The organism is Oceanicella sp. (genome assembly GCF_056449545.1).
This window is the reverse complement of record NZ_JBWOMN010000016.1, coordinates 19,207-34,840: the sequence shown is the minus strand read 5'-3', so window position 1 is coordinate 34,840 and position 15,634 is coordinate 19,207. Positions and strand designations below refer to the sequence as shown.

Genomic DNA, 15,634 nt, shown 5'->3' with positions numbered 1-15,634 from the left:
TTGCTTATGGTTAACCGGACCGCCAGCCTGACACGAATAAGTCAGACTTCAGCGCCTATTCTCGCGCGAATCATCTGTTGAACGCGCGAAAGACCGGGGCGGCGGCGCGCAAACGCCAAAACCCCATATGGCCGGGGCGATCCCGGCAAGCAAAATTGAAGGATGCAGACCATGGCGAGCGGCGGGCCCGGGAAATTCTCGATCAAGCTTCAGGAAATCCGCGACATCGGCGCGGAGCGGCTGCCGCGGGAGGAATTCCAGCGATTCTCGGACGCGCTCACCGCGCTCTACGGCAAGACCCCGCAGGGCGAGGTGGTGCCCGCCACCGCCGAGGAACTGTACGGCGCCAGCCTGGCGCTGTGGAAATTCTGCCAGACCCGCAAGCCCGGCGAAGCGAAGCTGCGGCTCTACAATCCGCGCATGGCCGAACATGGCTGGGAATCAAGCCACACCATCCTTGAAATCTGCAATGACGACATGCCGTTCCTGGTGGATTCGGTGATCATGCAGTTCACCGAGCGGGGCATCGGCATCCACGGGCTGATCCACCCGGTGCTGAACCTGCGCCGCGACGAGACCGGCGCGCTGCTGGCGCTGAGCGACGCGGACGACCCCGAATCGACGCGCGAATCGATCATTCAGGTGCAGGTGGACCAGATCGGCGAAGCCCGCGCGCTGCTGGCGGTGCAGGACGACATCGCGCAGATGCTTGTGGATGTGCGCGCCGCGGTGGAGGATTGGAAATCGATCCTCCAAACGCTCGCCTCGGCCACCGAGACCCTGCGCAAATCGCCGCCCCGGGGCATGGAGGCGGCCACCGCCGAGACCACCGAGTTCCTCGACTGGCTCGGCGCGAACCATTTCACCTTCCTGGGCCATCGCGAATTCCACAATGCCGCGGATGGCGGATTCCGGCCCGTCGACGGCCCCGGGCTGGGGCTGATGCGCGACCCCGACTACACCATCATGCGCGACCATGCCGGGCAGTTCGTCCACTGGTCCTCGGAGATGTCGGAATTCGTCGATGACCCGTCGCCGGTGCTGATCATCAAGGCGAACCGGCGCTCCAACGTGCACCGCGCGGTGCATTTCGACGTGATCGCGCTGAAAACCTTCGACGCCGGCGGGCGGATGATCGGCGCGCATGTGTTCATCGGCCTGTTCACATCCGCCGCCTACAACCGCACGCCGCGCGAAATCCCGCTGCTGCGCGAAAAGATCGCGCGGGTGATCGCGCGCGCCGGGTTCTCGCCGGCGAGCCATGACGGCAAGGCGCTCACCAACGTGCTCGAAACCTACCCGCGCGACGAACTGTTCCAGTCCACCGAGGAACAGCTTTACGAAACCGCCATCGGCGTGCTGCAGCTGGCCACCCGCCCGCGCACCCGCCTGTTCATGCGCCGCGACCGGTTCGGGCGATTCATGTCCTGCATCGTCTACATCCCCCGCGACCGCTATTCCACGGAACTGCGGGTCAAGCTGGGGGCCATCCTGTCCGAGGCGCTGAACGGGCGCGTCGCCGCCTGGTCGCCGCAATACGGCGTCGAGGCGCTGGCGCGGGTGCATTTCGTCGTCGCCATGCAATCGGACGGCTTCGGCGATTTCGACCCGGACGAGGTCGAACAGCGGATCGTCGCCGCCGTGCGGTCCTGGGGCGACCAGTTGCTGGACGTGCTGATCGAGCATTGCGGCGAACACCAGGGCCACCGCCTGCACGCCCGCTTCGCCGACGGCATCCCGGCCAATTACCGCGAAACGGTGCCGGCGGCGGCGGCGCTCGCCGACATCCAGAAAATGGACCCGCTGGGCGACGACCAGAACCTGGCGCTGCATTTCTACCGGCGGCTCGAAGACCCCGACAACGCGGCGCGCTTCAAGATCTACCGCCACGGCGCCTCGGTGCCGCTGTCCGACTGCCTGCCGGTGCTCGAGAACATGGGCTTTCGCATCCTCGAGGAACTGCCGTTCCAGATCCAGCGCGGCGGCGTGGACAGCGACGAGATCTGGATCCATGATTTCTACATGCTGTCCGCGGCGGGGGGCGAGGTCGGGCTCGCCAACCTGCGCGACAAGCTCGAAGACCTGTTCGACGCCGCCTGGCGCGGCGTCGTCGATGACGATCCGCTGAACCGGCTGGTGCTGCTGGCCGGGCTGCGGGCGCGCGAAACCGCGCTGCTGCGCGCCTATTCGCGGTTCCTGCGTCAGGCGCGGATCCCGTTTTCCATCGACTACATGGAGGACGCGCTCGCCGCCAATCCGGAAATCGTGCAGTCGCTGGTGATGCTGTTCAACGCCCAGTTCGACCCGGCGAACGGCCTGGACGCCGAGGGGCGCGCGGCGGCGGCGCAGCGCATCTCGGAGTCGATCGAAACCGCGCTCGAAGCGGTGCCGAGCCTTGACGTGGACCAGATCCTGCGCCGGTTCCGCAACGCCATCCTCACCACCCTGCGCACCAATTACTTCCAGCCCGACGCGGACGGAAACCCCAAGGACTACATGTCCTTCAAGTTCGACAGCGGCGCGCTCGACGACTTGCCCCTGCCCCGCCCCTGGCGCGAGATCTTCGTCTATTCCACCTGGATCGAGGGCGTGCATCTGCGCGGCGGCCCGGTGGCGCGCGGCGGCCTGCGCTGGTCGGACCGCAAGGAAGACTACCGCACCGAGGTGCTCGGGCTGGTCAAGGCCCAGCAGGTGAAGAACGCGGTGATCGTGCCCGTGGGCTCCAAGGGCGGCTTTCTGCCCAAACGCCTGCCCGCCGGCGGATCGCGCGAGGAGGTCCAGACCGAGGCGATCCGGTGCTACCGCACCTTCCTCAGCGGGCTGCTCGACCTCACCGACAATCTCGACGGCATGAAGGTGATCCCGCCGCAATCGGTGATCCGGCGCGATTCCGACGACCCCTATCTGGTGGTCGCGGCGGACAAGGGCACCGCGACCTTCTCGGACATCGCCAACGGCATCGCCGCCGAATACGGTTTCTGGCTCGACGACGCCTTCGCCTCGGGCGGCTCCAACGGCTATGATCACAAGGGCATGGCGATCACCGCCCGCGGCGCCTGGGAAGCCGTGAAGCGCCATTTCCGCGAACTTGGCCACGACACCCAGACCGAACCCTTCCGCGTGGTCGGCATCGGCGACATGTCCGGCGACGTGTTCGGCAACGGCATGCTGCTGTCGGACCAGATCGGGCTGGTGGCGGCGTTCGACCATCGCGACATCTTCATCGACCCGGCGCCCGACCTCGCCGCCAGCTTCGCCGAACGCAAGCGGGTCTTCGACCTGCCCCGGTCAAGCTGGCGCGACTATGACGAAAGCCTGATCTCCGAGGGCGGGGGCATCTTCTCGCGATCGGCCAAATCCATCGCCCTCACGCCCCAGATCAAGGCGATGACCGGGCTGGACTCCGACCGCGCCACGCCGTTCGAACTGATGCGCGCGCTGCTGAAGGCGCCTGCGGATCTGCTGTGGTTCGGCGGCATCGGCACCTATGTGAAGGCGCGCGAGGAAAGCCAGGCCGACGCCGGGGACCGCGCCAACGACGCCATCCGCGTCGACGCCGACGAGATCGGCGCGCGGGTGATCGGCGAGGGCGCCAATCTCGGCGTCACCCAGCGCGCCCGCATCGCGCTCAGCCGGCGCGGGGTGAAGATCAACACCGACGCGGTGGACAATTCCGCCGGCGTCGACTGCTCGGATCACGAGGTCAACATCAAGATCGCGCTCGGCGCCGTGGTCGCCGCCGGCGACATGACCGAAAAGCAGCGCAACAAGCTGTTGGCGGCGATGACCGACGAGGTGGCCGCGCTGGTGCTGCGCACCAATTACACCCAGACGCTGGCGATCTCGCTGACCGAGGCGCGGGCGCCGGCGCTGCTCGACGACCACGCGCGCTTCATGCGCCGGCTCGAGGATGACGGCCAGCTCAACCGCGAGGTCGAAACCCTGCCCGCCGACGACGTGCTGGCGGAATTGGGCGCGGCCGGGCTTGGGCTCACCCGACCGGAGATCTCGGTGCTGATCGCCTACGCCAAGATCGGCATATTCGACGATCTGATCGCGTCCTCCCTGCCCGACGACCCCTATATGGAACGCCACCTCATCGGCTACATGCCCGAACCGCTGCGCGCGGCCCATGAGGCGGCGCTGAAGGGCCACCGGCTGCGGCGCGAGATCATCTCCACGGTGCTGGCCAACGCGGTGATCAACGAAACCGGCCCGGCGCAGGTCAACCGCGTGGGCGAGGAAACCGGCGCGCGCAGCGATCAGGTGGTCAAGGCCTTCGTCGCCGGGCGCGAGATCTTCGAACTCGGCGCCATCCGCGACGAGATCAACGCGCTCGACAACAAGGTGGACGCCGCGGCGCAGACCGCCATGCATCTGGCGGTGAGCGACATGCTCGTGGGCCAGGTCAGCGCCATCCTGCCGCGCGCCGCCGGGCGCCCGACCGGCGACCTGATCGGCCATTTCAAGCCCGGCGTCGCCGAGATCGCCGGCGGGCTGAGCGGCATGATCTCGGAATTCCTGCGCGACCGTCTGGCCGAGCGGGTGGCGGAGTTCGAACGGGGCGGCGCCCCGCGCGAGCTTGCCGAACGCGTCGGCGCGCTGGAATTCCTCGGCGGCGCGCTCGACATCGTCGACGCGGCGCATGCCCAGGACCGCGACGTGACGGCGGTGGCCGACACCTATTTCGCCGCCGGCGCCCGGCTCGGGCTCGACTGGCTGCGCGCCGCCGCGCGCCAGCTCGAACCCGCCGATCACTGGGAGCGCGTCGCCTGTTCGCGCCTGGTGGGCGATTTGCGCGTCCAGCAATCGCAGATCGCGGCGGCGGCGCTGGCGATGACCGAGACCGCCTCGGGCGGCGAGGCGATCGCCGCCTGGGCCGAGGCCAATGCCGAGGAGGTCGCCCGCGCCGACGCGCTGGTCACGGACCTGCGCGCCGGCGGCTCGCTCGGCATCGCCCGGCTGGCGGTGGCGACCTCGCAGTTCCGGGCCTTCGCCGGCTAGCCATTCGCGGGCGGCCCCGGCGCGACCTGCGCGCCTTCGCCGCCCGCGCCCAACCGCCCGGAGGCCCCCATGGCGCGCAACGTCCTGTTCATCATGTGCGACCAGCTGCGCTTCGACTATCTGGGCTGCGCCGGGCACAAGACCCTGAAAACCCCCAATATCGACGCGCTGGCGGCGCGCGGGACGCGCTTTGAGCGCGCCTATGTCCAGTCGCCGATCTGCGGGCCCAGCCGCATGAGCTTTTACACCGGGCGCTATGTGCGCTCGCATGGCTCCACCTGGAATCAGGCGCCGCTGCGGGTCGGGGAATGGACGCTGGGCGATCACCTCGCCCCCCTCGGCGCCCGCGCCGTGCTGTGCGGGAAAACGCATATGAAGGCCGACGCGGCCGGGATGCGGCGGCTCGGCATCGACCCCGGGTCCGGCATCGGCGCGCGCATCGGCGAATGCGGGTTCGAAATCTGGGACCGGCTCGACGGCGTGCATCCCGATGGCGGGCAGCAGCCCTCGCATTACAATGACCATCTGCGCGCGCTCGGCTTCGACGGCCCCAACCCGTGGGAGCAATGGGCCAATTCCGCGGCCGGCGACGATGGCGAGATCCTCTCGGGCTGGTTGATGGAACACGCCGACAAGCCCGCCCGCATCGAGGAGTCCCAATCCGAGACCCCCTACGCCGCCAGCCGCGCCATGGAATTCATCGCCCAGGCCGGGGACCAGCCCTGGTGCCTGCATCTGAGTTTCATAAAACCCCATTGGCCCTATATCGCGCCCGCGCCCTGGCACGGCCTGTATGGCCCCGACGACGTGCAGCCGCCAATCCGCGCGGATAGCGAGCGCGAAAACCCGCACCCCCTGCTCGCCGCCTATCACCGGCACCGGTTTTCGCAGGTCTTCGCGCGCCCCGGCGTGCGCGAACGGGTGATCCCGGTCTATATGGGGCTGATCGCGCAGATCGACGATCAGGTGGGGCGGATCTGCCGGTTTCTCGACGAACGCGGCCTCGGCGAGGACACCATGATCATCTTCACCTCGGATCACGGCGATTATCTGGGCGATCACTGGCTGGGCGAAAAGGAACTGTTCCACGACCCCTCGGTGCGCATCCCGCTGATCATCGTCGATCCCTCGCCCGCGGCGGACGCGGCGCGCGGCGCGGTCAGCCCGGCGCTGGTCGAGGCCATCGATCTGGTCCCGACCATCATCGAGTCGATGGGCGGCGACCCGCCGCCCCATATCCTCGAAGGCCGCTCGCTGGCGCCGCTGCTGCGCGGCGAAACGCCCCCCGACTGGCGGTGCGCGGTGTTCAGCGAATACGATTATTCCATGCGCCGGGCGCGGCGCGATCTCGACCGCCCGATCGCCGATTGCCGCTTGGTGATGGCGTTCGACGGGCGCTGGAAATACGTGCGCGCGCAAGGGTTTCGCCCGATGCTCCACGACCTGCGAAGCGACCCGCAGGAATTTCGCGACCTTGGCGACGACCCGGCCTTCGCGGCGCAATGCGCCAGGATGGAGGCCCTGATCGCCGACTGGTCGCTGCGCCACCACAACCGGGTCACGGTCTCGGACGCCGACATCGCCGCCCGCGCCGGGCGCGAATTCCAGGCCGGCGTCCTGATCGGGTTCTGGGACGAGGCCGACATGGCGCAGGCGACGCGCGAGGATGACGGCGGCAGCTGAATCGATTTTCAGGGTATCTAGTAATTTAAGGTGGAATCTACTTTTATACCTTTATTACCCTCCTTAGCTCCCCATATGAGATTGACACGCCCAATCTAGGAGATCACCGTGGCAAACTTGCGACCTATCGAAATCGACTTTGAGGTCCATCAGCTGATAGAGTTGGAGCGAGTCAGCTTCGACGAGTCGCCGAATGAAGCACTCCGAAGGCTTCTCAAGCTATCTCCACCCGCAACAAAGGCGACCGCGCCCAATACAAAGAAAGAAATAACACCCGAAGGGTGCTCGTGGTCAGGAAAAAATGTTTCACTGCCACATGGCACAGAGGTCCGAATGGAATACCGTGGCAGCGTCCATTCCGGAAACATCATCAACGGCGAGTGGGTTGTCGAGGGCAAGCGCTCCAGATCGCCGTCGGCTGCGGCTGGCAGCGCGGGAACAACCAAAGACGGGAAACACCCTAGCCTTAACGGTTGGGATTATTGGCAAGTCAAGCGACCGGGAGATGGATCTTGGTTGCCACTGAAGTCCCTGCGAAGTTAAGGAGTCCCAACGCACCTTCCAAAACAACCGCCGAGGCAAGCGCCATGTCCGCAATCCTGCATCGCAGCCTGAAAACCCCCATGCCGGTCGCCGTGCGCGGCGAGGGGCCCTATATTTTCGACAAGACCGGCAAGCGCTATTTCGACGGGTCCGGCGGCGCGGCGGTGGCCTGCCTCGGGCATTCGCACCCGAAGGTGATCGAGGCGATCCGCGAACAGGTCGGCCGCCTGTCCTTCGCCCATACCTCGTTCTTCACCAACGACCCGGCCGAGGAGCTCGCGCAGCGCCTGATCGAGCGCGCGCCCGAAGGGTTCGGCGCCGGGCTGGCCTATTATCTCGGCTCGGGATCCGAGGCCATGGAAGCGGCGCTGAAACTCACCCGCCAGCATTTCGTCGAAAAAGGCGAGCCCGCGCGAACGAAATTCATCGCCCGCGACATGGCCTATCACGGCAACACGCTGGGCGCGCTGGCGGTCGGCGGGCACATGGCGCGGCGCGCGCCCTACGCGCCGATGCTGATGGAGGTGGGCCGCATACCCGCCTGCCACCCCTACCGCCTGCAACGCCCAGGCGAGACCGACGCCGATTTCGGACGGCGGTCGGCCGACGCGCTGGAAACCGAAATCCAGCGGCTGGGGCCGGAAAACGTCGCCGCCTTCGTCGCCGAGACCGTGTCGGGCGCGACGCTGGGCTGCGTGCCCCCGGCGCCGGGATATTTCCGCCGCATCCGCGAAATCTGCGACCGCCACGGGGTGCTGCTGATCGCCGACGAGGTGATGTGCGGCATGGGGCGCACCGGCTCGCTGTTCGCCATGGCGCAGGAACGCGTCTGCCCCGACCTGATCATCATCGCCAAGGGGCTGGGCGCCGGCTACCAGCCGATCGCGGCGCTGATGGCCGCCGAACATGTGGTGGCCCCGATCCGCGCCGGGTCCGGCGCGCTGGCCAACGGCCACACCTACATGTCCCACGCGGTGGCCTGCGCCGGGGCGCTCGCCGTGCTGCAGGCCTTCGAGGAGGAGGATCTTATGCCGCGCGTGCGCCGTCTGGGCGATTATCTGGAGGCCGGCCTGAAAACCCGCTTCGCCGATCACCCGCATGTGGGCGACATTCGCGGCCGCGGGCTGTTTCGCGCGGTGGAATTCGTCGAGGACCGCGCCGAAAAGCGCCCGTTCCCGAAAAAAACCAACCTCGCCATGCGCTTCAAGGCGGCGACGCAGGCGGCGGGGCTGATCTGCTATCCGGCGGCGGGCTGCGCCGACGGCGTGCTGGGCGACCACGCCATGCTGGCGCCGCCGTTCATATCGACCGAGGCGCAGATCGACGCCATGCTCGACATCTGCGCCGCGACGCTCGACGCGCTGCTGGCCGGACGCGCCTAGACCCGCGCCTGCGGGTCGGTCAGCGCCCGGTGCTCCTGCAAGGCGAAGCGATCGGTCATCCCGGCGATGTAATCGGCGACGACGCGCGCGCGCAGCCGGTCCGAGCGCGCGTGCGACGCCGCCTCGCGCCAGTCATCGGGCAGCACGCCGGGGCTTTCCATGAAGATCGCGAACAGGTCGCGCACCACCGCGCCCGCCTTGCGGCGCATGCGGCGCACTCTCCAGTGGCGATACATGCGCGTGAACAGAAAGGCGCGGATATCCTTCAGATCCGCCCACATGGCAGGCGAAAACAGGATCGCCGGGCGGCCCATCAGCCGGATGTCGGCGGCGCTTGCCGCCCCGGCGCCGCGCAGCCGGGCGGCGCTTTCGCGCAGCACGTCCTCGACCATCAATCCGAACACCCGGCGCAGCGCCTCATGCTGCAGGCGCAAGGGGTCGAGCTGCGAATAGCGCGCCTCGACCTCGGCGACGCAGGCCCCGATCAGCGGCAGGGCGCGGGCCTCGTCCAGCGTGAACAGCCCGGCGCGCAGCCCGTCGTCAAGATCATGGTTGTTGTAGGCGATGTCATCGGACAGCGCCGCGACCTGGGCCTCGGCCGAGGCATGGCTGTGCAGTTCCAGATCGTGGCGGGCGTTGTATTCGGCAAGCGCGAAATGCAGCCGCCCCGGGTCGTCATCGGGGCCGTCGAGCAGCGGGCCGTTATGCTTGGCGATGCCCTCCAGCGTTTCCCATGTCAGGTTCAGCCCGTCGAATTCGGCGTAGTGGGCCTCGATCTCGGTGACGATCTTCAGCGCCTGGGCGTTGTGGTCGAAGCCGCCGTAAGCCGCCATGCAGTCGTGCAGCGCGTCCTCGCCGGTATGGCCGAACGGCGTGTGGCCCAGATCATGGGCCAGCGCCACCGCCTCGGCCAGATCCTCGTTGAGCCCCAGGGTGCGCGATATGGTGCGCGCCACCTGCGCCACCTCGATGGAATGGGTGAGGCGGGTGCGGTAGTAATCGCCCTCGTGCTCGACGAAAACCTGGGTCTTGTGCTTGAGCCGGCGAAACGCCGAGGAATGGATGATCCGGTCGCGGTCGCGCTGAAAGCCCGAGCGATGCGCGCTGCCCGGTTCGCCATGCAGGCGGCCGCGCGATTGCGCCGGATCGCAGGCCCAGGGCGCGGGTCGGGTTGGGGTCATGGCGCGGCCTCCTGACGATGCGACGCGCGGCATGGCTTGCCGCTGGTCGGGCGCTCACTACATAATGGCCTGACCCTGCACGGGATTCGAGCCTATACTGGAAATGCGACGCGGGCGTAACGCGCATCGTCGCGCGCACCGGATCTGGAGACGAGCCATGGACCTCAATCTGCCGCCGAGCGTGACCGACCGCGCCTTCGCCCGCCTTGCCGAGATCGCCGCCGACAGCGGCCATCCGGTGATGCTGCGCGTCGCGGTCGAGGGCGGCGGCTGTTCCGGGTTCCAATACGAGATCGAACTGGCGGAAAGCGCCGACGCGGACGACCTGCGGCTGGAAAAAGACGGGCAGACCGTGCTGGTGGACCCGGTGTCGCTGCCGTTCCTCGCCGGCGCGACCATCGATTTCACCCAGGAGCTGATCGGCGCGCGATTCGCCATCGACAACCCCAACGCCACGTCGAGCTGCGGCTGCGGCACCAGTTTCTCGATGTAGCGCAGCCTTGGCCAATGGCGGATCGGGATCCGCCCTACGCTGGGTTTCACCGGCGGCGCGATCCTGCGAATCCGCTCTGGCGACGAGGCGGCGAATCCGGCACAACTGCGCCATGCAGGAAACTCGCGCGCACCTGAAATCCGTATTCGGTTTTGACGAATTCCGCCCCGGGCAGGAGGAGATCGTCGCCGCGATCCTCGACGGTCGCGACGTGCTGGCGATCATGCCCACCGGCAGCGGCAAGTCGCTGTGCTACCAGTTGCCGGCGATCCGGCGCGAGGGGCTGACCGTGGTCATCTCGCCGCTGATCGCGCTGATGCGCGATCAGGTCGCGGCCCTGCGCGCGGCGGGGGTCGAGGCCGGGGCGCTGACCTCGGCCAACACGCCCGAGGAAACCGAGGCGGTGTTCGAGGCGCTCGACCGCGGCGCGTTGAAGCTGCTGTATCTGGCGCCCGAACGCCTTGGGTCGTCGATGGGGCTGCTGCGCCGGGTCGGGGTGCGGTTTCTCGCCGTGGACGAGGCCCATTGCGTCAGCCAGTGGGGCCATGACTTTCGCCCCGATTACCTGCGCATCGGCGACCTGCGCGCGGCGCTGGGCAATGTCCAGACCGCCGGTTTCACCGCCACGGCGGATGAGGAAACCCGCGCCGAGATCGCCGGCAAGCTGTTCGGCGCGCCGCCGCGGGTGTTTCTGGGCGGCTTTGACCGGCCCAACCTGTTTCTGGCGTTCCAGGCCAAGGCCTCGCCGCGCAAGCAGCTGCTGGATTTCGTGCGCCCCCGGGCCGGGCGGTCGGGGATCATCTACGCGGGGTCGCGCAACAAGACCGAGGTGCTGGCCAAGGCGCTCAACGACGAGGGCATCGCCGCCCTGCCCTATCACGCCGGGCTTGGCGGCGAGGTTCGGGCGCTGCATCAGGACCGGTTCCAGCGCGAGGACGGGCTGGTGATCTGCGCCACGATCGCCTTCGGCATGGGCGTGGACAAGCCCGACATCCGCTATGTCGCCCATGCCGACCTGCCCAAGTCGGTTGAAAGCTACTATCAGGAGATCGGCCGCGCCGGGCGCGACGGGGCGCCGGCGGACACGCTGACGCTCTACGGCGTCGAGGACATCAAGCTGCGCCGCATGCAGATTGACGAAAGCCCGGCGCCGGACGAACGCAAGCGCGCCGACCACCAGCGGCTGAACGCGCTGCTGGCGCTGGCCGAGGCGCCGCGCTGCCGCCGCCAGACCCTGCTGGCCTATTTCGACGAGCACCGCGCCGAGCCCTGCGGCAATTGCGACCTCTGCCGCACGCCGCCGGAGCTGTTCGACGGCACCGAGGCGGCGCAAAAGGCGCTGTCGGCGATCTACCGCACCGGCGAGCGGTTCGGCGCCGAGCATGTCATCGCGGTGCTGATGGGCGAGCGCAACGAGCGCATCGACCGCCTCGGCCACGACCGGCTGAAGGTGTTCGGGCTGGGCAAGGAATTTTCAAAACCGCAATGGCGCGGGATCCTGCGCCAGCTTTACGCGCTGGGGCTGGCGCGGGTGGACAATGAACGCCACGGCGCCTGGGTGCTGAGCGACGAGGCCCGCCCGGTGCTGCGCGGCGAGACCCGGCTGGAGCTGCGCAAGGACGCGCTGCGCAGCCAGAAAACCCGCAGCGCGCGCGCCACCCCGGCAGCCCTGCTCGACGAGGCGGACGAACCGTTGTTCGCGGCGCTGAAATCCGTGCGGCGGCGACTGGCGGAGGCCCAGGGCGTGCCCGCCTATGTGGTGTTCGCCGACCGCACCCTGATCGACATGGCCACGACCAAGCCGCAGACGCTGGACGCCATGGCCGGGTGCCACGGCGTCGGGGCCAGGAAACTGGATCGGTACGGCGCGGCGTTTCTGGAGGCTCTGACCGGCGCGCCCTCGCCCAGCGAGCATCCGTCGCGCATCCGCGTCGCGGCCAATGGCGGCGGCGCGCTGTTCGAGGCGCTGCGCGAGGCGCAGATCGAGCTGGCCTACGGGATCGACGGCGGCGGCAAGCATCTGGCCTGCGCCACATCGACATTGGCGAAGCTGGCCGCCAGCAAGCCGCAATCGCTGGCCGCGCTGGCCCAGGCGCCGGGCATGAGCCCGCAAAAGGCGGAACGTTTCGGCGCGACGTTTCTGGCCATCATCGCCCAACACGGGCAATAGGCCGCCGGGTCAGCGGCGCGGGCGGGTGCTCATTCCTCGCTGATCACCCGGTTGCGACCGGATTCCTTGGCCTTGTAGAGCAGGGCGTCGGCGCGCGAGATCATGTCGGCGGCCGATTCGCCGGGTCGGAACTGGGTCACGCCGAACGAGGCGGTGATGGCGCCGATGGGCTGCTTGGACCCGGACACCACGAAGGCCTTGGAGGCCAGCGCCTGGCGGATCTTCTCGGTCACGTGGCGCGCGCCCAGCAGCTTGGTGGAGGGCAGCACGATGGCGAATTCCTCGCCGCCATAGCGCGCCGGCGTGTCCTTGCCCTTCAGATTCTGGCGCATGATCTTGGCGAATTGCTGCAGCACCGAATCACCGACGGAATGGCCGAAGCGATCATTGACCGACTTGAAGAAATCGATGTCCGCCATGGCGAAGCACAGCGGCCCGCGCGTCGCCGCGGTGGCGATTTCGGTTTCGAGCACCACGTCGAGCCGGCGCCGGTTGGGCACCCCGGTGAGGTGATCGAGATAGGCGCTTTCGCGCAGGACCTTGAGTTCCTTGGTGAGGTCCTCGACCTGGCTGCGCGCGGCTTTCAGCTCCGCGCCGAATTTCGCGGTGCGCTCCACCTGTTCGTTGCTGAGATCGATCAGTTCGCGCACCGCCTGCTTCACCGCGCCGGGCCGCGAGAACATGGAGATCCCGTCCCGCGCCTTGGTCAGCGAGCCGAGATACTGGGCGTCGCTGGTTTCGCGATGGCCGAGCAGCTCGGTGATTTCGCCAAGCTCGTTGCCGAGCTGTTCGCCGATGCGCAGAAACTGGTTGGGCGCCGATCCCATGGCCAGGTGTTCTTCATAGATGCGGTCGATGGCGCTGAGACTGGTGGCCTGATCGGAGCGGAACACCTCCTCCACCGAACGGCTGAGTTCTTCGTCGACGCCGGACACGTAGCCGTAGAGCACTTCGAAGGCGTGAGGTTCAGGAGGAATCCCCCGTCGCCGCGCTTCCTTCAGCGCGGCGTCGGCAAGAGCTGCGGTCTGTTCGAAATCCGGCTCGGGGCGGGCGGTTTGGGTCGTCACGGCCTTGTTACCTCCAGTTCGATCATGGCTCCATGCCGAAGCCAGACCAGCTTGGCGAAGATCATGCGCCGCGATCGGTTTTCAAAGTCTGAATACCCAACCGCGAAACCCGGAAATACTGGCCGATCCGCGCCTAAACGGGCGTAATGGCAACGTAAAAAAGGCCCGTCGCGCAGGTGGCGACGGGCCCTTGGGCGACTTGGGGCGAAGCGGGAACGCTCCGGCGGTCCGAATCAGTTGATCAGGCCCATGGCCTCCAGCTTCAGAATCACCTGATGGGCGCAGCTGTCCACGTCGACGCCCTCGGTGTCGAGGCTGAGTTCGGGCGAATCCGGGGCCTCGTAGGGATCGGAAATGCCGGTGAATTCCTTGATCTTGCCCTCGCGCGCCAGCTTGTAGAGTCCCTTGCGGTCGCGCCGCTCGCATTCCTCGAGCGAGGTCGAGACATGGACTTCGAGGAAGGCGCCGTATTGCTCGATCATCTCGCGCACCGCGCGCCGCGTGGAGGTGTAGGGCGCGATCGGGGCGCAGACCGCGATGCCGCCGTTCTTGGTGATCTCGGAGGCGACATAGCCGATTCGGCGGATGTTGATGTCGCGATGCGCCTTGGAGAATCCGAGCTCCGAGCTCAGATGCTTGCGCACCACGTCGCCGTCGAGCAGCGTCACCGGGCGCCCGCCCATCTCCATCAGCTTGACCATCAGCGCGTTGGCGATGGTGGATTTGCCCGAGCCGGACAGCCCGGTGAAAAACACCGTGAACCCCTGCTCGGCGCGCGGCGGCTTGGTGCGGCGCAGTTCCTCGACCACGGCGGGGAACGAGAACCATTCGGGGATGTCGAGCCCTTCGGACAAGCGGCGTCGCAATTCGGTGCCCGAGATGTTGAGCACGGTCTGCCCGGGTTCGACCTCGTCGGCGGGTTCGTATTGCGCCTTCTCCTGCACATAGACCATGTGCTTGAAATCAACCATTTTCAGGCCGATCTCGTCCTCGTTGGCGCGGAACAGATCCTGGGCGTCGTAGGGGCCGTAGAAATCCTCGCCGGCGGAATTCTTGCCGGGGCCGGCGTGATCGCGCCCGACGATGAAATGGGTGCAGCCGTGATTCTTGCGGATCAGCCCGTGCCACACCGCCTCGCGCGGGCCGGCCATGCGCATGGCGAGATTGAGCAGCGACAGGTGGGTGGTGGATTGCGGATACTGATCCAGCACCGCCTCGTAGCAGCGCACGCGGGTGAAATGGTCGATGTCGCCGGGCTTGGTCAGGCCGACGATCGGGTGGATCAGCAGGTTGGCCTGGGCTTCGCGCGCGGCGCGGAAGGTGAGTTCCTGATGCGCGCGGTGCAGCGGGTTGCGGGTCTGGAAGGCGACGATCTTGCGCCAGCCCATCTTGCGAAAGAAGGTGCGCAATTCGTTGGGCGTGTCCCGGCGCGAGCGGTAATCGTAGTGGATCGGCTGCTGGATGCCGGTGATCGGCCCGCCCAGATAGACCGGCCCGGCGGCGTTGTGCAGGTAATTCACCGCCGGATGCGCCACGTCGTCGGCGCCGAAAACCCTGGCGGCCTCGTTGGCCTTGTTCGGGGTCCACTTGTCGGAAATCGACATGATCGCCAGAATCACGCCTTCCTGATCGCGCAGGGCGATGTCCTGTCCGGGGCCCACCTCGGCGGCGAAGTCCTCGGTCACGTCGAGGGTGATGGGCATCGGCCACAGCGCGCCGTCGGCGAGGCGCATGCTCTCGACCACGCCATCGTAATCCGCCTCTGACATGAACCCCTTGAGCGGGTTGAAGCCGCCGTTCATCAGCAGCTCCAGATCGCAGACCTGGCGCGCCGTCAGATCCCAGGACGGCAGTTCGGCCGCCTCGATCTTCAGCTTGGCCGCGCTGTCATAGGAGACGTAGAGTTCGGGAATCGGGGCGGTGTTCTGGAGTGTCATGTCAAGCTTTCGGCTACGGAATCCGGGCGAAATCGACAGGATCGGCGAAAACCCGCCGCGCCTGTCCGGTATGGGTTCGGGCCTTTTGACGCGCGGAGCGTTAAAAAACAATGGCTGAAAGCGATTTGTTGCGGCGCAGCACGACGCCGATGCGCGGGCGCGGCGCCAGAGCAA

The 15,634-nt window shown here is 67.4% G+C and carries 8 protein-coding genes; 5 read left to right on the top strand and 3 right to left on the bottom strand.

Annotation, left to right across the window (positions count from 1 at the left end; all coding sequences use genetic code 11):
* Positions 1–171 precede the first annotated feature (171 nt).
* The 3 genes from AC1HC7_RS02585 (at position 172) to AC1HC7_RS02575 (ending at position 8,612) form a co-directional block, all read left to right on the top strand.
* Positions 172–5,004 carry an NAD-glutamate dehydrogenase gene (locus tag AC1HC7_RS02585; protein WP_479495386.1) on the top strand — a complete coding sequence of 1,611 codons (4,833 nt, stop codon included), beginning with the start codon at positions 172–174 and terminating at the stop codon, positions 5,002–5,004.
* Between the two features lie 69 nt (positions 5,005–5,073).
* Positions 5,074–6,687 (top strand): alkaline phosphatase family protein, encoded by a 1,614-nt coding sequence (locus AC1HC7_RS02580; protein WP_479495385.1) that lies wholly within the window; start codon positions 5,074–5,076, stop codon positions 6,685–6,687.
* A 587-nt stretch (positions 6,688–7,274) separates the two neighbouring features.
* The gene (locus AC1HC7_RS02575) at positions 7,275–8,612 is read left to right on the top strand and encodes an aspartate aminotransferase family protein (RefSeq protein WP_479498614.1); all 1,338 of its coding nucleotides are present in this window, start codon (positions 7,275–7,277) and stop codon (positions 8,610–8,612) included.
* Here AC1HC7_RS02575 and AC1HC7_RS02570 read toward each other — a convergent pair.
* The gene (locus AC1HC7_RS02570) at positions 8,609–9,793 is read right to left on the bottom strand and encodes a deoxyguanosinetriphosphate triphosphohydrolase (RefSeq protein ID WP_479495383.1); all 1,185 of its coding nucleotides are present in this window, start codon (positions 9,791–9,793) and stop codon (positions 8,609–8,611) included. The two genes, AC1HC7_RS02575 and AC1HC7_RS02570, sit on opposite strands and share 4 nt — an antisense overlap.
* 157 nt (positions 9,794–9,950) lie before the next feature.
* Between AC1HC7_RS02570 and erpA the strand changes: the two genes are divergently transcribed.
* Together erpA and recQ are read left to right on the top strand one after the other, a co-directional pair.
* The gene (gene erpA, locus AC1HC7_RS02565) at positions 9,951–10,286 is read left to right on the top strand and encodes an iron-sulfur cluster insertion protein ErpA (protein WP_479495382.1); all 336 of its coding nucleotides are present in this window, start codon (positions 9,951–9,953) and stop codon (positions 10,284–10,286) included.
* A gap of 112 nt (positions 10,287–10,398) precedes the next feature.
* Complete coding sequence (gene recQ / locus AC1HC7_RS02560; protein WP_479498613.1) at positions 10,399–12,456, top strand: DNA helicase RecQ; 2,058 nt, start codon at positions 10,399–10,401, stop codon at positions 12,454–12,456.
* 29 nt (positions 12,457–12,485) lie between these two features.
* Here the strand turns inward: recQ and AC1HC7_RS02555 are convergent, their stop codons facing one another.
* Positions 12,486–13,523 carry a GGDEF domain-containing protein gene (locus AC1HC7_RS02555; RefSeq protein WP_479495380.1) on the bottom strand — a complete coding sequence of 346 codons (1,038 nt, stop codon included), beginning with the start codon at positions 13,521–13,523 and terminating at the stop codon, positions 12,486–12,488.
* Between the two features lie 233 nt (positions 13,524–13,756).
* Complete coding sequence (locus AC1HC7_RS02550; protein WP_479495379.1) at positions 13,757–15,460, bottom strand: bifunctional sulfate adenylyltransferase/adenylylsulfate kinase; 1,704 nt, start codon at positions 15,458–15,460, stop codon at positions 13,757–13,759.
* Positions 15,461–15,634 lie beyond the last annotated feature (174 nt).